Below are 19,062 nucleotides of genomic sequence, written 5' to 3'. Positions count from 1 at the left end.
ATTATCTTTCAAATTGGTAATAATAGTAACGTCATATAATCCAACCAATGAATTAACTTGGTGCGCAAGAAATACTCTCGCAACCATTGGTGTTGTAACAATAAGAGCTATTTTTGCTTGGCGAATAATAAAAACCCCTCTTCTAAAGTCATTGAATATTTAAACCTTAGTATTTTTTGTACTTTGGTAGAATTGTAAACACATCTAGAAGTTAGCGCATCAATCCTAGAAGGTGATAATGGGAACTTAGGGATTCGCCAAAAAATACTCACAAGTACTCTAACAATAGACTCTGGTAGTCTTAATATTTTTTTATCAGCCTCTATTTCGGATATAAAAGAAGCAACCATTTTTTCTACTGTAGTTGTCTGAGATAAGTTAAACACCTCTCCCAAAGCTTTGTCATTAGAGCCACAGCATACTAATGCATTAGTAACATCACTAACATGAACATAATTCATTAAAGATTCATTTTCTTTGCCTATAAAAAAAAATAAACTACTATGCACACTTCGCAACAAAGCCCTTAGAGACTGGTTAGGCATATCGGTACCAAAAACATTAGAAGGTCGAAGAATTGAATAAGGGATGCCGCTATTTTTTACAATCTTATCGGATTCAATTTTAGTCTGTTCATAAATTTTAAGAGACTGCTCTTTTGAGTTTTCGGTTATTATGCCATCTCGACATGCACCATATGCTCCAATACTGCTTAATTGGACCCATCTACCAATTTTCCCTTGTGCAGCATAAACCAACCTTTGAGTTCCTTTAACATGCAATTCTTGCATTAAAGATTCATTATTGATCTCACCAGCACAATGATAGAGAATATCAACATTATCCAAAAAACTAGATAGATCTACGTTTGGATTAGATAAATCTCCAAAAAAATACTGCGCACTTGATTCCCTTAATGGGGGCTTTCTTGATAATAATCGAACTTGATCACCCTGATCAATATATTGCTTCATAAGGTGTTTACCAATAAACCCACTTCCACCTGTAATTGCAATTATCATCTTCCTAGTAACCTCAATATAAGCTTATTTGATATTGGCATCAATAACAATAAATACAGTAAAAAATATTCTATTTTTAAAAGGTAGATTGCTTTTAATTTATTACGAGACTGCTCCTTATTATTGTGGTAAATATCAGCTACAACCTCATAATATTTAGCTTTGTTATATGCACAATTAAATTCAATAGATAATCGCTTTCGCATTATGGGGTTATCCTTTGATATTTTATCAAGTGTAAGACGGTACTCTTTTGGAGCTATATCTATAGTTTTTATAGACAATGAATTACCCACTACTCTGTATTTTGCAACAACATCAGTAATTACTCCAACATTCACTTTGGATGCAATAATCATGAATAAATTATGATCAGGGCAAAATGACATGTTAGTATTAAAAGACAACTGATTATTAACAAGAAACTCTTTTTTTAACATTACTGTTGGCATGCTAATCTCGTAATGCCTTAACAAACCTGGAAAAACGTTGCCACTTATATTTTTAACAATACCTTTTTTAATTTCCTTTCCACTCTCATCAATAATTGCAAAGCTTGCATAGCTCATTACAAAGCCTGAATCTTGCATCAGATTAACTTGGCGCTCTAATTTATTAGGTAAATAAATATCATCAGTATCTAAAAATACTATATATTCTCCATTAGCCCTTTCAAGGGCAAAATTTCTAGCCTCTCCTAGCGGAGTATTTGTAGGGGCTATATAATATTTTATATGCTCATCATAAGATTTTGCAATGTTGGCACTTCCATCAGTTGAAGCATTATCCCAAAATATAATTTCCCACTCTTTATATGTTTGTGCATAGATAGAATCTATTGCTTCACGCAAATATTTCTCACCATTGTAACAATTCATTACGATACTTACTAATGGCGCGATAGACTTACTCATATTTTATTTATTAATATTATCTAAAAATGGAATAATGCTATTATGCATCCTCTTTCCAAAATATTTAGCTCCAGCATTAGTAAAGTGTGCATTTGCATCTAAATACAATAGCTTCCCATCTCTATCAAATACTTCGCATTTTTGCCCTTCTTCTGTGCACTGAAAATTATAAAAATGATAACACAAGATGTTACTCTCTAAACAGATTGCAGCCAATATAGTATTCATATTTTCGATTGAACCAGCAAGATACTTTCTATCTGCAAAGTAGTCTCTTATCGTCTTATGTTCTAACAAAGACGGCGCCTTAATGACATAGATCATTTTGGTTGCATGGTAAAACTCAGTTCTCCTTGAAACGATAATCATTTTTTTATTATTTGATATGTAATCATACATAATCACTTTGACTCTTAATTAATGATTCAGTTATCAAATAACCACTTAATAAGAAAAATATATCTAATCCAACAACCCCCCTCTAGTCCAGGCACCTTTAAATTATAAAGTAATACAGAAATGACAGCAATTGCTCTTAAACCATCAAAAGTTAAATTCCTATACTTGCTATCATTCATAACAGATTATTATATGAATCAATAGTCTTTTTCAAACCCTCTTCAACCAACACCTTTGACTCCCAGCCAAGGAGCTTTTTTGATTTATTTACATTTGCATACAAACTCTGACTTTCACCAGCCCTATATGGTAACTCACCAAAAATAGGAGATCCTTTAGCAATAATTCCTTGCACTTCTTTAATCACACTTTTAATTGAGATCGGTTTTCCAGAAGCAATATTAATAACGTGGCCATTTATATTATCTGTAAATAATGCTTTAATGATTGCATCAACAGTATCGTCTATATAACAAAAATCTCTTATTTGCTCTCCTGCTGATACTGGAAATCTTTCATTATTAAGACAACCTCTAATAATTTGTGGTAGAAACCTACTTGAAGATTGGCCTGGACCATAAGTCAAAAAGAGCCTTAAGATAACAGATGGAAATTTTTCTGTACGATAGAGCATCTGCAAGAAATGTGTACTTGCGACTTTAGCCAATGAATATGGGGAGATAGGCTGCTCTCTCAAATTTTCATTTTGTGGTGAATCTGAATTACCATATTCATCACTACTTCCAATTTGTACAAAACGTCTAAGCTCATCTCGGGGGAGTAGCTCTATAATATTTTGTAGTGCAATAAAATGAGACTCAATCAAACCTCGCCCATCGTCTTTAAATAACCTATGATCTATGTAACCACCTAAGTTCACCACATAATGAAAGTTACTATTCAAAATATCACTACAACTTTTTGGCACATTAATATCAACGGTATAATATTTCACACCATCAACAAATCTTTGTTTTGTTGGTTTATTTAGAGAAATACTAGATACAGAAAAATCTTTTAGTATTAACGCTTTAATAAGATGGTGACCAATAAACCCTGTGCCACCAATTATTAATATTCTAGGTTGTATTATGTTTTCCAAGGCGCTTTGCCAGTATCCCATAGCTCTTCTAAATGATCACGATCTCTTTTCGTATCCATACACTGCCAATAACCATTATGATGATAAGCCATTAACTCACCCATTTGCACAACTTTTTCCAAAGGTAATTTTTCCATGATAGTGCTATCCCCCTCAATCAAATCAAAAAACTCAGGCTCGATAACAAAATAACCACCATTAATCCAGCCTTGATTTACTTGTGGCTTTTCTTTAAATGAGTTAACAATATTATCATTCATATCCAAAGCACCAAAACGCGCGCCTGGATGAACTGCAGTTACTGTGACCATCTTTCCATGACTTTTGTGGAATTTAACCAGCGCATCAATGTTGATATCTGCAACACCATCACCATAGGTAATCAAAAAAGTCTCCTTACCAATAAAACTTTCCATTCTTTTAACTCTTCCACCAGTCATGGAATTCATGCCTGTGTCTACTAATGTTACTTTCCAGTCTACTATATCTTTCTGATGTTCAGCAATATCACCATTAGATAAATCGACGGTGAAGTCAGAATTGAGTGCTCTATAATTTAGAAAATACTCTTTAACAACCTCGGATTTATAGCCCAAGGCAACATAAAAATCTTTATGGTCGAACTTGGCATAAGTATTCATGATATGCCATAAAATAGGCTTACCGCCAATGGCAACCATTGGCTTTGGAATAGATTCTGTGTACTCACTCAGCCGAGTTCCGAATCCTCCTGCTAAAATTATTACTTTCATTAATTCATACTCCAATCATAATTTATTTTCTCAATCTTTAAACGGTCAGCCTCATTAGGGCTATGTTCAATATTAGCAATATTAAGCAACATCGCACCACCAACTGAAAGCCCTTGAAATCCGAGCCATATCATTGGTGGGACAGTAAGCCTATAATAATTTTCTTTTGACATTGTAACTTCTTGAAATTGAGTATTTGAAGTATCCCTATCATCAAACATTACAAATTTTATTTTGCCTAGTGGAACTACTAAATTAAGTGTCATTTTAGTATGGCGCTTCCAAGCTTTTATAGCGCCCTTATCAATCTGAGAAAAATACGCTTCTCCAAAACCCACATACCCAGAACTGCTATCTTTCATTGCATGCATGACATTGCCACCCAGTGTTTCAATAACTTTCAATTCATTAATAAGCACACCTTTAATCATTGCAAGCCCAGGTTATTTGATTTAATCTCGCAATTTTAATATACGCTTCAATTTGATTAATTGAAAAGTCATGCATTGATTTCTCTTTATTTTGGTAATACGTCTTATACCATTCAACTGTCATTTTAACTGTATCTTCAAATTGAAGGGCAGAACGCCAATCCAAGTCAAACAAAGCTTTATCACAATTAAGCTTTAACAAGCCTGCTTCATGAAAATGATCTTGGTTTTTAGAAATATCATTCCACTTAATTTGATCCCAATATTCTGCCATCTGATCAATTAATTTATAGACTGGATAATTTTGGAATGCTGATGGGCCAAAGTTATAAGCCTCTCCATGATTATCAGTGCCCAAATATAGATTTTCTGCTAAACATAAATAACCACTTAGTGGTTCTAACACATGTTGCCAAGGCCTTGTTGCTTGAGGACTACGAATGTCCACATTTATTCCATTTGCCCATGCCGCCATACAATCTGGAACAATACGATCAAGCGCCCAGTCACCTCCACCAATTACATTACCAGCACGCGCTATCCCAATTCTAACATTTGAATCTGGATTATTGAAAAATGAATCTATATAGCTCCTAATCGCTAATTCAGCCATACCTTTAGATGCACTATAAGGATCTTTACCACCTAGGCGGTCAGTTTCACGATAACCCCATACCCATTCAACATTGTCATAAGCTTTATCGCTAGTAATCATTAGAGCAACAACTTTTTTATCAAGAGTTTTTAACGCTTCCAAAACATTAGCTGAGCCAATAGCATTAGTTGTCATAGTTTCAATTGGATCTTTATATGAATGGCGAACTAAGGCTTGTGCTGCTAGGTGAAATACAAAGTCAGGCTGCACTTTATTAAAAATTGATTTAACAGCCTCGAGATCCTTAATATCTGCACGATAGTCCTTAACAACAGCTCCAAGAGATGATGCAAGAAAATTAGATGGAACGCTTGGAACATCTAAAGAAATACCAACAACTTTAGCACCAAGATTTACTAGCCATAAAGAGAGCCAACTACCCTTAAAGCCAGTATGGCCTGTAATGAGGACAGTCTTATTTTTAAAAGTTTTATTAAACAATATTAGTCTCCTAAGGCTCAAGTACTAAAATTCTATAATATTTATTTGCCATTTCTTTTGCGCCTAGATTTTTTATATGAGCTGATGATTTTTTTGATTTATCTATAAAAATACTTGGAGAATTATTATACAATAGAATTACATCAGCTATAGAGGACGGATCTTCGGGCGGTACAATCCAAGCTACATTATCATTAACAAACTCTGAAACCGCGCCAACATTAGTACAAATTACTGGCGTTCCGCAAATCATCGCCTCGCCAATTGTCAGACCAAATCCTTCAAAATCTTTCGTAACCATGGCCAATATATCGAGCTGAGACATTAAGGAGTTTGTATCTGCATCAAGATAACCAGTAAAGGTTATTAAGTTTTTGACTTTTAGCCTTGTAGATAGCAATTCTAGTCTTTCAAGCTCACTATCAGAAACTGCCTTTCCAACTATTAACAAATGGAATTTAGTGCGAATTTCAACGGGAATTTCTGATAAGGCAATAATTAAATCCTCGTGGCCTTTGTACCTATCAACCCTCCCGACTATTCCAATAATGCTAACATCAGAATCTATGTTGAATAACTCTCTAATATTTAGACCTTTATCATCAATATTGGAATTAATATCAAAACCATTGTGAATTACACGTATAGGATTTCTTGCAGGATTCCAGCCACGATGATCGATAAGAGTTTGTCTTGTGGCCCTAGAAACTGTAATTATATCCGTAGTCCAATTGCTAATTTTATAATCAACTATTTTCTCTCCAACTCTTCTAATTATATTATTGTGCAAAGAGCCATGATGAATCAATAACACTCTTTTCAATATTCCTAATTTTTGAGCTGCCCAGAGAGAAGCCAATGATTTCCAGGAGCCTGGATAGCCACCATTATCAACAAATAATATATCTATATTTTTATTTTTTAATTCATTTGAGGCAGCAATTTTAAGAAAGTAAAAATATATTGGAAAAAAGAAAAATTCAAGAAACTTAAAAAACTTAAAAAACATATTTTTATTATTAAACCAGCCAGATTTAACCTTTATAACTTCTAAATTTATATCTTTAGGTATTTTATCTTTAATTGATAAATATCCATTATTATCATAATTAGTATATAAACAAAAATTATCGTTTTTATTTGGCCAGTTATTTAAAAGAGTTAACAGATGTGTATCAACACCTCCATAGTCTTTTTGAATCCAATAGATAGCAATATTCTTATTATAATTGGCCATACCGTCTTCTTATTTTCATCCACTCATCCACATCTAATGTTTTCTTAGGTCTTTCAATAGATTGAATAGAAAAGTCAACTTTTTTCTTAAAATGAAATATGTGATGCTCTTTTAAATGAGGAAGTATCATTTTTATTAAGCCTCTGATAACTCTTGAAATTAAGTAGAATTTTGAATTATAAGTGATTTTACCCTCCATATTAAGAGAGTAATCACCTTGCTCTCTATCAAAATACTGATGTGAAACTAGCTCAAACCCACAATAATCTAAATAAAATTTTAACTCATCTTTTGAATATTCTCTGTGGTGTGGTCTCCATAATCCTTGAAATATTAAAGAAGATCTTATTGGATGAATATTTGGACTACGTCCATTATAAATCATATGGGCCAAGTAGCCCAAGGAGGTAATATTATCAGTTGTAATAATTAAATCTCCACCAGTAATCATTTTTGAATTAATTAAATCTAGAGAAAATACTGGATCTGTTAAGTGCTCTATGATGTCTAAAAAGAGAACGCATTCAATATCATTAAATTTAGATAAATTCTTTGTACCCAGATCTTCAACTGAGTGAATTTGGCAAAAATTTGGATCAATCTCTGCTTCTGCTAACTCAACATCTAGTGCCTTCATTGTTGATCTATACTCTTCATTAAATCCCAGACCTACGCCTATATACTTAACTTTATTTCCAAAAAAATTCATTAATAATTTGAGCATACCGCCAGGATAGGCACCAATATCCATAACTGTCACTTTGTCTTTATTTGAAAAAATGCTTTTTAATAATTTGTATACATAAAAAAATCTTATATAAGAAACTATTACGCTATGTGTATTTACATTTTCCCAATCAAATGGCTGATAGCTTTTAACAAATTTAATATAATCTTTACATACTTTAGTTCTGATAAAGCTCATATTGCATCCTATTCTTTGTTAAAATACCTAGTATAAATAGCATTAAAAATCCATGAGTTGATCCAAACCCATAATCTTGGTATGACATCATCATTAACAACGATGAATACACAAGAGAAAATCCTACTTTTTCCTTGAAATTATATATTTGTAATTTATGCAATCTAGTTGTTAGCAAATAGTAGATATAGACTATTAAACCTAAGGCTATTATCCCTGACCTAACTGCTGAAGATACAACTAAAGAGCCTAATATATAAAGATTAATATTGCCATCTCTAACAAAACCAAGAAATGGTGATTGTACAAATTCATTAATGCCACGTCCCATAATAGCCAGCCGCGACATAGCAGAAGATCCACGTAAAACAAAGTTGTCAGTGTAAGCATAGCCTGGAGATATAGCAAAATCATAATAAAAAGCTATTGAGTAAGATAGGATAATCAATAAAATAATGCAAAATCCTGGAATGAGAAATTTATATTTTCTAATATTATTATGGAAAATATAGATGGCAAATGCACTAACAAAAAGATAGTAAACTGAACCACTTAAACTTAATAAAGAAAAAATAGCTATCGCAAAAAAATATTTCCAATTTACATTAAAAAACAACATCCCAATTCCAAGTGGAAAAATAAAATATGCTGGTATTAATGAAACTTGTTGTAAGTGCGCTGAAATTCTTGGCACGAGCATGCCAAAAACCTCTATAAAAGAATCATGATGTAATATCATATAATTAACTGACATATCAGGAAATTCTGGAAAATCTATTACACTTAAGCGCACTAATACGTTAATAATAACTGCATATATTGCAATTCCAGATATAATAAAAATATAGGTTTTGAAAAAAATACGAATTGCAGTGATATCGCAATTTTTAATTACCACAATAGTTGCAAGCAACACTCCCCACCCAATTGCACCAAATGAATCAAATCTATATAAATCAGAAATTGAAAACAAAGTTACTAAAGAAATAAAAGAAATATCAAAATCATCATTCGTGAAAACTTTATACTTCTTAAAATCAACAAGAAGAATTACAGACAATCCAAATAGCATAAATACATTAATCAGCATCCATATTTCGTAATTAGAGGTTCTAAGAGAAAAATGGACTATAGTATGAGGTGAGTACAAATAGAAAACAACAAAATAAAATGCGATTATTGTGTTTTTTATTTGATTAGGATAATAACGCATTTATAGAGTCCTTTCTGCTGTATAAAAAAACCCTAAAAAATGCTTTTTAATTAGTTTAGACAAAATTTGATTTTTTTAATTATTAAGGAGTTATATTTTTACTACCATTAGCTCTTTTTCATCTCAACTTGCACATCAGAAATTATATTGCCTACATGATTTCCGATCCAGCCTACAACTCTCCTAATACTTTTTCTTCTAACACTAACAGAGTTTACAAATGGAATTCTCATATAGGGGTAGCCTGGAGTTAAAATAAGCGTTGTAGAAATAGATAGAAATTTAGCTTTAGTGTAGTACCCTCTTTGAATATATATTTTTGATTTTATATCAAAAAAATCAAATGTTTGCTCATGAAACCCTCTCTTATGTGTTGGGTCGATATAGGCACATGAATGATTCCAATAAGGTACTCGAATAAGGACAATGCCTCCAGGTTTTAGTATGCGATGTATTTCCTCCATCGCTCGAACAAAATTATCAAGGTGCTCTAATACATCTAAAATTTCAATGTTATCTGAACTGTTATCTTTCCAGGGCCAAGGGTATTGATTAAGGTCGTGAACAACATCAATGCCTGGCAATTTAACTACATCATGATTAATAAATTTATCTCTAATATCAGTTCCTGCACCTATGTTCAAATTAATTATTTTCATGATTTGAAATTTTTATTGCTATAGCAGTAGATAATTCAATTTCATTAATTTTTGTATTTGAAATTGATATCTCCATTCCTTTAAACAAAGGTTCACCATTTTTACCAACAGAAATCTCAATATCTGAAAATTTAGTATTAAGATAATTATTATTTGCCTTAACTATTGCCTCTTTAGCAGCAAACCTTCCAGTAAAACAGCTTTTTGGATTGTCTTTTGAGGAGCAATATGATATTTCAGACTTTGAAAAGTTATCAATATAAAATTGATCCTCAATAAAATCATCAACATCAGGTAAGTTAGCAGAAGACTCTAGATCAATACCAACGTTGTTTGAATTTATAGAGTTATTAGGCATTTGGTTTTTTGGTTTTTTAAATTGATCTTCTACTAACTTTTCATTGTCAGAATTATCTATACCTAACAATTCTTTTTTCAAGTCTCCAAAAGTTTTAACTTCAGCTGGATTATTTACTTCATAACCATTTTTTCTTAACTCTGAATACATTCTATGTATTAAAACTGAACCTTTAATTGCCTGTTTATCAATTCGAGTATTAGAATCAACATCTTGAATATTTACTTTCAAAAAAGTCGCAATAATTTCTTTAATAATAATATAGCTCATGTCCATCCCTCAAAACATATATTACATACTAGAATACTGTCTCCATCATGGTTAATCATATTTAACAGGCCAAGGCCATTCAAACTTTTATCTTCAGTTAGGGTCTTGAAACAGAAACTACATTTTGCTTCACTTTTATCATTCTCACTTTTACTATAAATTTTTAAATACGACTCTACTCGATCTTTTAGCTCCAAAAGGAATTGACTAGCTATCTTTCCTTCAGTTACGCGATGATCAAATGAGAGACTAATATTTACTCTATTTAACTTCTCATCAATACAAGAAATTCCTAGGATAGCAGATTGATTAAAGTTTATTAAAGGTACAAAATTAATTGCACCAAATGATGAAAGATCAGTAATAGTGAATGTTGAACCACTAATCTGTTGAGTAGTTAGAGATTTATTTAAATAATCATCAACACCAGCAGATATATTTTTCTCAATATTAGACATGGATAGTTGGTCTGTATTTTTTATTGTATAAACTTTCAAGCCATTGTCAATATCAAGTGCAACGCCTACATTAATATCATTATAGACCCTAATATTATTATTTTCAAAATAAGCATTTAAAACAGGATATTTTTTTAAAAGTTTAGATGCTTCAAACACCATAAGGGGAAGAAGAGAATCTGAACCAGCAAAAAGTGGTTCTTTATATGCTTTAATTTTTTCAATAGATTCTATCGATATAAAAATAGTACTAACAATGCAAGCAGATTGGACACTAGTCAAAGCTTTAATTTCATTAATCTTAGCTAAACTAATTTTAGAACTAGAAGTTCCAATAATTTCCTTCTCTCCCCCTGTTTTAAGTTTTTGATTATTTACAGAATCTTCACTATAAACGTCTTCCAGAGTTATAAAGTTTTTTTCAATAGAGGTAATATCTATATTATTATCCTTTATATATTTTCTTGCATTTTCTGAAATAAGTTTTTTATTAAATACAGCATTGTCTTCACTTATATCTTTATTTTTTATAGCAATAGAATTATCAACACTTTCTTTAGAATCATGAATTTTGATTATTTCTTCACCAACTTTTATATATTCATCCTCTGAAACACAATATTCAATATATCCATCACTCTCTGATTCAATACTTATAGATGTTTTTGAGGTTTCAAGCTCTACTAACTCATCTTTTTTTTGAACTTTTTGACCGTTAGAGAAATATAATTTACTAATAAGAACTTCGTCATCTGCATTATCTTTGGGGACAGTAATTTTATTTAAAATTGTCATAAAGAAAGCTCCTTAAGGATATTTTCAACTATTCGATTATTAGGTAACACCCAATCTTCAGTAGAACGTGCAGAAGGAATTGGAACAGGTTTTGCCGCAATGCGCCTAGCTAGAATTACTTGGGATCCAAGATTTTCAAAAGTTTGTGTGATTATTTCCGCACCTATTCCAAACTCCTTACTGCCCTCTTCAATTGTAATAATTCTTCGTGTTATTCTAACACTCTCTAACACTGGATTTATATTTAAAGGGCTAATTTTAGACAATACAATCAACTCAGGAATTAATCCAGTGAGTTGAAAAATATCATGAAGAGCCTCGAGAACATTTGATGAAATACCTCCATATGTAACAATTGTAAGTGAAGGCGTTTCAGAAGCTGGGGAACACATTACTATAGGATACAAGTCTAAGCTTCGCTTAATATTATAAAAATCTAACTTTTGAGCACCAACAAATCGACCATAATCAAGTTTATTTTCTATTACAAGTACAGGATGGATTTCATTGTTATGAATACTCTCATATATTAACTTAGGATCAATAAAACTATTAAGAGCAATCACACTGAAATTATCTATTCCTACTAAAAATTTATCTAATGTTTGAGAGTGTGTTGGCCCATAACCCCTCCCTCCTCCCATAGGTGTTCTAATTACAATTGGGCAATTAATCTGCCTGTTATACATATGATGAAACTTTGAAGCATGGTTAATAATTTGATCCATTGATAAAGTTAGAAAGTCACCAAACATTATTTCAAGATATGGCCTGAAACCTCCGAGTGCAAGCCCATTTGAAAGTCCAGTTATAGCCGCTTCACTAATTGGAGTCCCAATAACTTTTTCTGGATATTTCAAAGACAAATCTTTTGATACTTTAAATGCGCCTCCATAAGGGGACAATATATCTTCTCCAATAAAAAGTGCATTTGCATCTGTATTTAAAATATTATCAAAAAATAGGTTTATCCTACTAACAACTCTCTCATTCAAAGCTTCTAAATTTTCATATTTCCCACTATGATTTAATTTAGCATCAGTAAAATATTCGTATCCTTCAAGCTCATTATTTTTTTCAGCATCCTTAGTAATTTTAAAAATCTCTTTATCAATGTCTTTCAACATAGATTTATAAATATCTGGTTCATTTTTTTTAAAAATATTTAATGGATCTTTTTGGGTGTATTTTAAAACCTCTTTAACATCTCTATTATCATCACTCTTAGAATGATGGTTTAACCTATATGTATCAACTAAATGAAACGCAGGCTTACCACTTCTAACAAAATCTATAGAATCTTTAGCGTCCGAAAATAAATTATCTAAATCCCAAGTATTAGAATGAAATGTCTTAATCCCAAATGATTTTGGTCTAGACAAAATATCTCCTGCTAAACTATCTTCTACCTTGGTAGATTGGGCATATCTATTATTTTCACATACTATAAGTAATGGTAAATTTAATAAAGATATAAGATTAAAAGTCTCATAAACTACTCCTTCACCAAGCGTTCCATCACCAATAAACACAATTCCTATTTTTCCTTTATTATTTTTTTTTGCTGCAAGAGCCATTCCTGCAGCAACAGGAACAATCCCACCTTGGATTCCATTTGAAAAAAAATTATCATTAAAAAGATGCTGACTAGAACCTATACCAGAACAAGTTCCAGTTTTTTTTCCCATTAACTCAGATATTAAACCAGAAACATCTCCAGTATGGGCAATATAATGACCATGGCATCTATGACTTGAAAAAATAAAATCATCCTTCCCAAGAGCAGAGCTGAAAGCTACCGCTGAGAATTCTTGGCCATTACAAGTATGAACTGTTCCATTCATTTTTCCTTGGTCAAATAATTCAAGAAATTTATCTTCCGAACGCCTTATTGTCAACGCTAATTTAATAAATTTTTTGCTAATATTTAAAGTTTTATTCATCAAATTTCATATCCAAATACTCATCTCTGATTTTAATTAGTCGTGCAGGATTTCCGCCATAAACCCCACCAGGTTTAGTTTCTCCACTAATTACTGCTCCAGCAGAAATATTAACACCATGCTCAAGAATAGAGCCTGGAAGAATAATTGCATTAGCATAAATAGAGCAATTATCTTTTATAATGACAGGCTCATAGTGATCAATAACATCTCTACCAGATCCAGAATGACTTATATTAATAATTCTTACTCCAAATGCAATTCTAACATTATTGCCAATAGTAATATTGTCATTAGAGCAAAAATAAACATCTCTGTTTATCACCACATTCTTCCCTATATGGACATTGCGTGGAAATTCTGCAAAAAAGTTTTTTCTAATAGAACTTGTTCCAGGCTTTTCAATCTTAAAGCCTACAATAAATAATATGTATGCTCTTAGTCTAGCCAAAATAAACCAATCTGGAAATAAATTAAATATGTCCAAAAAAAAGCATGATAAAAATCTACCTTTTTCTAACTTTATTAGAAAGAATGCATCATACAATTGCTTAGAAATCCCATACAAATAGATTTTTTTTAAAGTACTCTCAATCCTTAATTTATTTTTCAACTGCATCCATCTTTTTTATTTTTGAAATAAAGTCCCATAACCTAACATTTGATTGGCCATCAATTTTATAGAAATATTTTTGTGATAATAAACTCAATTGATGACGATTCATCTCATTATCAGTAAAATTTTTATACCAATCAATAAAATCTTCAGAACTATAAAAACATGGAATTAAATTATCATCATCAAAAAGAGGCACTTCTCCTAATGGCAATGCCCGTACTGACTGTACTCCAAAAAATGAAGCCTCTAAAGCCACTGAAGAATAGCCACAAACCACAATTGAAGCAACAGTCAGCAATTCCTCAGTTTTTTCTTCTGTAACAAATTTTATCTTGAGTTCTGGGCATATAGAATTATTTGAGTCTTTCATTTTATTAATATCAATAGCTGGATGCGGTGAAAGAAGAATTTCAACATTGGAATGATTCTTTAATGATGAAACAATACGAAAAATACTATCAATGTCATTAACAGATGGAGCTAACAAAATAACTCTTTTATTCTCTAACTTATATTTATGGATTATTCTTTTTTTTATTTCAAAGGCATTACTTTGAGTATTATTAAAATTATCATACTTCAAACAACCAATAACTTTAATCCTATCTTTATCATAGAAACTTTCTAATAAAAATTTATATTGAGATCCTTGTATTAAGTAATAATCAGGCGCCGGCATTCTTAAATTTTCATCATCGCAATTCAACTCTTTAAAACGATAATAAAAAGACATTTTACTTTTGCAATTGTACGCATGCTGTAATGCTATAAAAATATTTCCTTTAGGTAAATCCTTAGATTTAAAATATGCATACCTTATATGAGGCAAAAATTCTTCATACGTAACTATAACTTTATCATTATTGTACTTTTCTGAGAATCGCACTATTGACAAACTTATCAATTTATTATTCTGCATTATCGAAAAATAACTTTCATTCCACATATCAATTAATATGTCAGACATGTCCAAATTATCAATATCAAAAAACTTTAAAAAAATAGGGTTTTTTTTCAACCTACCAAACTTTAAGTACTCTATAAAAGTACTATAATACACTTCAATATAATCTGTTAGTTTTAAATACACCTCTGGGTAAGCTACAGTTCGATTAGATTTTTTACTCAACAAGCGCAATTCTTCCCATGAAGATATCAAGCTAGTTTTTTTATACCAAATTAAGGATGTTAAATAACCTGACGTTTGATTGAAATCTTGATCAAAAAGTGGTGCACTTGTTAGATGCCTATCTTCAAATTTCCCATCTTGGCTAACTATCCAATTAGCTGGATAGATGCTTCTAAACCAAACTGTGGGCTTACTCTTTTTGATTAAATCTTCTTGAAACTTCTTCATTCCAATTAAAAGTAAAGAAACCTTAACACACTTCCAAATTGAGTAAAAAAGTCTCACTAGGCGTATACTCCCTAAAAACCTATCTTTAAAGTATCTTGACCTGTAAATAACATATGAATTTAATTCTTTAGAGTTCTTATTTAGGCTATCTATTAATACTTTATCATTTGTATATATTTCACAATTAAACTCTCTACATATGTAAAGTACCATTATCCTGTTGATCCATACATTATTAATTTCAACATCTTTTGTTGTAATTTGATTTAACCACCAAGTGGTCATTCCCTTCCACTCTAAAGCCTCTAAAATGCTTCTGTCATTTATTGCAGAATCTAATTTGAAGTTAGCAACCCAATCAGAATAATCTTCACGCACATCAGTCCAAAGCCTTTTTATTAAGGTATGATCAGTAGGTGTAACATTATGAAAACTTAACTTATTATCATAATAGTCTATTTTTATTTTATTCAAGAGATAACTTCATAGTTTTTTTTTGAATCCTAGTAAAAAACTTATTTTTGAGCCCATTAAATATATTTAATTCTTTGTTAGAATTGAATGAATCTATAAATCACACTATAAAAATTCATAATAGCATTGATTCTGAATATGAGCATCATAAATGAATGATACTTCACTCATTACAAATTCCTTTCATTATTATTGTTTACAATTTCTTCAACTGAAATATTAAATTTCTTAAACAAATCTGCTTTATTGATAACTTTTGATAAATCTACAAAATCACCAACTGAAAAGCCTTTTTTGAATACTCTATTTTTTTCTATATTTTCTCTTAATTGATCAATATTTTGTGACATATAAATATGTTGAGCAACAAATGGTAGTTGGGTTGAATCAATTTCAGAGATTAGATTTTTATTATCAATATAAACAAAATAATCTTTACCCATAAGGGCGGACTCAATCATTGCAGTACTTGGAGGGCCAATTATTAAATCAGCATTTTGAGCATGCTCTTTAAATGAAGAATATCCAGATAATAAGGGAATGTATTTTCCATTGATTTCAACTTGGTTTTTATCAGCATCAGCCCCTTCAACGATAAATATATCATGTCGGTACTTTATTGCCAGCAAATTTATTTCAAGTCCATCTAGTAAATTTAAAATATCTTGATAGTAATTAAACGATTTACCAATTTTATCTGTGTAATCATTGCAAAAATCTTCAGCAAGCACAATGGCATTTATATATTTTTTATTTTTAGTTGAACTCTTAATAGGCAAAAATTTCTCAAAGTAAGGGAACGAACTTATCTTAATATTATCTTTTTTCACTCCTAAGTATTGATAGTGTAAGACATCTACATTGCCAAATGCTAGTGCATATTCAAACACCCCAAACCGCCCAGCTTTATTTTCCATATATCCTGCAGAAGACAATCCATGTGCCATGATAATATTTTTAATGGCATTGTTTTTTCCTGCTTGGGCAACTAAGATACTTAGCTCATGAAATTCTGAAGAAAAAATTATTGCATTTAACTGTAATAATTTAATTTTATTATATGCACATAGATAATAACCATAGGCCTCATGAAAAACATTAAATATATAACGACTCATAACTTTGATTAATAAATCTGAATCTAAATATTTTTTTTTGTTAATATTTTTTTTCAAAAGACTGATAATATCATTGATACTAACCGAATCTTTTTCAGAAAGTACCATTGAATAAAACCGATAAAAAAGTGATTTTCTTTTTAAAAGGTTAACAAAAGTATCATATATATTTGTAGATGGCATTACCCATTGAATCCCGCTAGCTTCATTACTAGAGTGCTTAATAAAGTTTTCCATTTTTCCTGCATTCATAAATAATACTCGATTATCTTTAGCACTTAATTTTGCATTAAACATGTCAAATATAGACGCTACAAAAAAAGACTTAAATTTGGACTTTTTAAATATGTTAAATAGATCTCTTGCTCTTCCATCTAAGTCAATATTAATATTTCTATATACTATTTTTTTGTTTTTTTTATGATCAATTGAAACAAGATTAAAACCTATTTTTTTATGCAAAAAATTAATGACATCAATAAAAATATCCTCTGTATTAGATAAAAAATAAACATTATCTTTTTCCATTAAGATCTTTCCAAAACCAGCTTTATACCTTAAAACACTATTCAATAATATTCCAAGTGATGCAGCAAAAGAGCTGCCTAAGGAGCAACCATTAATTTGACTTAAATCTCTACCATCCTCATCTAAAAACCAATCCCATAAAAAATCATTTTTTTTATTAAGAACTTCTTTTGCGTTGGCAGAATCAATAAATTCATCAAACCAACATGCCTCATAGGAATCATATAAAGACTTAACTTCAGAAAGAGTGAAATTTCTAGATAATAAAATCACAAATACATTTTTCAAGTCTGGATACGAACTAGTAATTGATAATAATTCGGAATAACTATCCACAATTACGACAGATCTTTTTTCCTCTAAAGGTATCATTTTTTTCCTAACTTCTTACTTAGCTTAATATCAATAAATGTTTTTATAGTTCCACCAAATCCAGCCTTGAATTGTGATATTCCAATTTCTTTTTGGGTTGGATTTCCAATTTCTGGATATAGCTGCTCACCAACTTCAAACCACTTACAACCTATTGATTTTGCATGCAATATTGCTATCCACATTAACGAATGAAAAATAGGCTTCTCAAACAAATCCCTTTTTGATGCTGATGCTCCGTAATAACAACTATCTTTTGAATTAGTAAAAAATCCAGCAGACACAAGATTATTATCAAATTTTCCAATAACAATAAAAGCTTCTCCAGCTAGGACCATTTCATATTGTCTCCTCCAACTTCTTTCTGAACGAGTATTTCTTCCAGAGACCTTAGTGTGTAAATCTCGGAATGACTTCATATCACTCCAAGAAAAGTTAGTATCCTTCGAATAAACAAATGGCTTTAATTCTCTCAATCCCCAGTTAATGAGGCTCATATAACTTTTTCTAATATCTCTCTTAAGTATTTCAACACTTTGTTCTAAATCAATAACATAGGTAAAGTGATTTTGAGTATGAGCGCCTATAGAAAGAAGGTGTCTAGACAAAGGTGAAATATTACCGTGTAACAAAAAATCGCGGTAATGGAGCTTAATATTATCTTCTGAAGTAAATTCGTTTAACTTATCATAAAGAAGATTTAAACTTTTTTTTGTTAACAGCTTTTCATTAAAAAATAAAGCACATGGTCTTCCACTATATGCATTAATATTTAAATCAAGTTGTTTTATAGTTTTAATCCCAATAAATACAAATACTATTTTATGATCTATCTTAATTACAAATGATTCATCTTTACAATGTATATCATCATCTCTACAAATCCTCTCCCTGTATAGAAGACTGGAATTTGTATAGGCACTACATTGTTGATAGTATTTTCTATAAGCCAGAGAAACAAAAGACGACGACACCGACAAAAGTTGATTATGGTTTAGTGGCTCAATAGTTAAAGACACA

The 19,062-nt window shown here is 30.8% G+C and carries 19 protein-coding genes; all 19 read right to left on the bottom strand.

Features of this window, described 5'->3' with window-relative positions:
• Positions 1 to 107: 107 nt before the first annotated feature.
• Complete coding sequence (locus AC5YGD_RS02105) at positions 108 to 1,022, bottom strand: NAD-dependent epimerase/dehydratase family protein (protein ID WP_496141914.1); 915 nt, start codon at positions 1,020 to 1,022, stop codon at positions 108 to 110.
• Positions 1,019 to 1,936 (bottom strand): glycosyltransferase, encoded by a 918-nt coding sequence (locus AC5YGD_RS02100; RefSeq protein ID WP_496141913.1) that lies wholly within the window; start codon positions 1,934 to 1,936, stop codon positions 1,019 to 1,021. The genes AC5YGD_RS02105 and AC5YGD_RS02100 overlap by 4 nt, the downstream gene beginning before the upstream one ends.
• A 3-nt stretch (positions 1,937 to 1,939) precedes the next feature.
• Positions 1,940 to 2,335, bottom strand: coding sequence for an SGNH hydrolase domain-containing protein (locus AC5YGD_RS02095; protein ID WP_496141912.1), 396 nt, complete (start codon positions 2,333 to 2,335; stop codon positions 1,940 to 1,942).
• 26 nt (positions 2,336 to 2,361) lie between these two features.
• Positions 2,362 to 2,514, bottom strand: coding sequence for a hypothetical protein (locus AC5YGD_RS02090; protein WP_496141910.1), 153 nt, complete (start codon positions 2,512 to 2,514; stop codon positions 2,362 to 2,364).
• Entirely contained in the window at positions 2,511 to 3,458 is a 948-nt protein-coding gene (locus tag AC5YGD_RS02085; RefSeq protein WP_496141909.1) for an NAD-dependent epimerase/dehydratase family protein, read from the bottom strand. Before AC5YGD_RS02085 ends, AC5YGD_RS02090 begins: the two co-directional genes overlap by 4 nt.
• A complete protein-coding gene (gene rfbF, locus AC5YGD_RS02080) occupies positions 3,425 to 4,189 on the bottom strand; it encodes a glucose-1-phosphate cytidylyltransferase (RefSeq protein ID WP_496141908.1) in 765 nt (254 codons plus the stop codon). Before rfbF ends, AC5YGD_RS02085 begins: the two co-directional genes overlap by 34 nt.
• Positions 4,189 to 4,620 (bottom strand): dTDP-4-dehydrorhamnose 3,5-epimerase, encoded by a 432-nt coding sequence (locus tag AC5YGD_RS02075; protein WP_496141907.1) that lies wholly within the window; start codon positions 4,618 to 4,620, stop codon positions 4,189 to 4,191. Before AC5YGD_RS02075 ends, rfbF begins: the two co-directional genes overlap by 1 nt.
• The gene (rfbG, locus tag AC5YGD_RS02070) at positions 4,613 to 5,716 is read right to left on the bottom strand and encodes a CDP-glucose 4,6-dehydratase (protein WP_496141906.1); all 1,104 of its coding nucleotides are present in this window, start codon (positions 5,714 to 5,716) and stop codon (positions 4,613 to 4,615) included. Before rfbG ends, AC5YGD_RS02075 begins: the two co-directional genes overlap by 8 nt.
• A 10-nt stretch (positions 5,717 to 5,726) precedes the next feature.
• Positions 5,727 to 6,953, bottom strand: coding sequence for a glycosyltransferase (locus AC5YGD_RS02065; protein WP_496141905.1), 1,227 nt, complete (start codon positions 6,951 to 6,953; stop codon positions 5,727 to 5,729).
• On the bottom strand, positions 6,940 to 7,878 hold the full coding sequence (locus tag AC5YGD_RS02060) for a class I SAM-dependent methyltransferase (protein ID WP_496141903.1): 939 nt from the start codon (positions 7,876 to 7,878) through the stop codon (positions 6,940 to 6,942). Before AC5YGD_RS02060 ends, AC5YGD_RS02065 begins: the two co-directional genes overlap by 14 nt.
• Positions 7,859 to 8,968, bottom strand: coding sequence for a hypothetical protein (locus tag AC5YGD_RS02055; RefSeq protein ID WP_496141901.1), 1,110 nt, complete (start codon positions 8,966 to 8,968; stop codon positions 7,859 to 7,861). Before AC5YGD_RS02055 ends, AC5YGD_RS02060 begins: the two co-directional genes overlap by 20 nt.
• 230 nt (positions 8,969 to 9,198) lie before the next feature.
• Positions 9,199 to 9,750 carry a methyltransferase domain-containing protein gene (locus AC5YGD_RS02050; protein WP_496141899.1) on the bottom strand — a complete coding sequence of 184 codons (552 nt, stop codon included), beginning with the start codon at positions 9,748 to 9,750 and terminating at the stop codon, positions 9,199 to 9,201.
• Positions 9,737 to 10,378, bottom strand: a complete 642-nt coding sequence (locus AC5YGD_RS02045; RefSeq protein WP_496141897.1) for a 4'-phosphopantetheinyl transferase superfamily protein — start codon at positions 10,376 to 10,378, stop codon at positions 9,737 to 9,739. The genes AC5YGD_RS02050 and AC5YGD_RS02045 overlap by 14 nt, the downstream gene beginning before the upstream one ends.
• A complete protein-coding gene (locus AC5YGD_RS02040; protein ID WP_502319135.1) occupies positions 10,375 to 11,631 on the bottom strand; it encodes a 2-oxo acid dehydrogenase subunit E2 in 1,257 nt (418 codons plus the stop codon). The genes AC5YGD_RS02045 and AC5YGD_RS02040 overlap by 4 nt, the downstream gene beginning before the upstream one ends.
• The gene (locus AC5YGD_RS02035; protein ID WP_496141894.1) at positions 11,628 to 13,574 is read right to left on the bottom strand and encodes a thiamine pyrophosphate-dependent enzyme; all 1,947 of its coding nucleotides are present in this window, start codon (positions 13,572 to 13,574) and stop codon (positions 11,628 to 11,630) included. The genes AC5YGD_RS02040 and AC5YGD_RS02035 overlap by 4 nt, the downstream gene beginning before the upstream one ends.
• Positions 13,567 to 14,025 carry an acyltransferase gene (locus AC5YGD_RS02030; protein ID WP_496141893.1) on the bottom strand — a complete coding sequence of 153 codons (459 nt, stop codon included), beginning with the start codon at positions 14,023 to 14,025 and terminating at the stop codon, positions 13,567 to 13,569. Before AC5YGD_RS02030 ends, AC5YGD_RS02035 begins: the two co-directional genes overlap by 8 nt.
• Before the next feature lie 151 nt (positions 14,026 to 14,176).
• Positions 14,177 to 16,024 (bottom strand): CDP-glycerol glycerophosphotransferase family protein, encoded by a 1,848-nt coding sequence (locus AC5YGD_RS02025; RefSeq protein WP_496141892.1) that lies wholly within the window; start codon positions 16,022 to 16,024, stop codon positions 14,177 to 14,179.
• 170 nt (positions 16,025 to 16,194) lie between these two features.
• A complete protein-coding gene (locus AC5YGD_RS02020; RefSeq protein ID WP_496141891.1) occupies positions 16,195 to 18,042 on the bottom strand; it encodes a hypothetical protein in 1,848 nt (615 codons plus the stop codon).
• On the bottom strand, positions 18,039 to 19,061 hold the full coding sequence (locus tag AC5YGD_RS02015; RefSeq protein ID WP_496141890.1) for a GNAT family N-acetyltransferase: 1,023 nt from the start codon (positions 19,059 to 19,061) through the stop codon (positions 18,039 to 18,041). The genes AC5YGD_RS02020 and AC5YGD_RS02015 overlap by 4 nt, the downstream gene beginning before the upstream one ends.
• Between the last annotated feature and the right edge of the window lies 1 nt (position 19,062).

It is taken from the genome of Candidatus Pseudothioglobus sp. uisw_070, from assembly GCF_059512545.2.
Note: the sequence above shows the minus strand (reverse complement) of the source record. Positions and strands in the feature narration are given on the sequence as shown.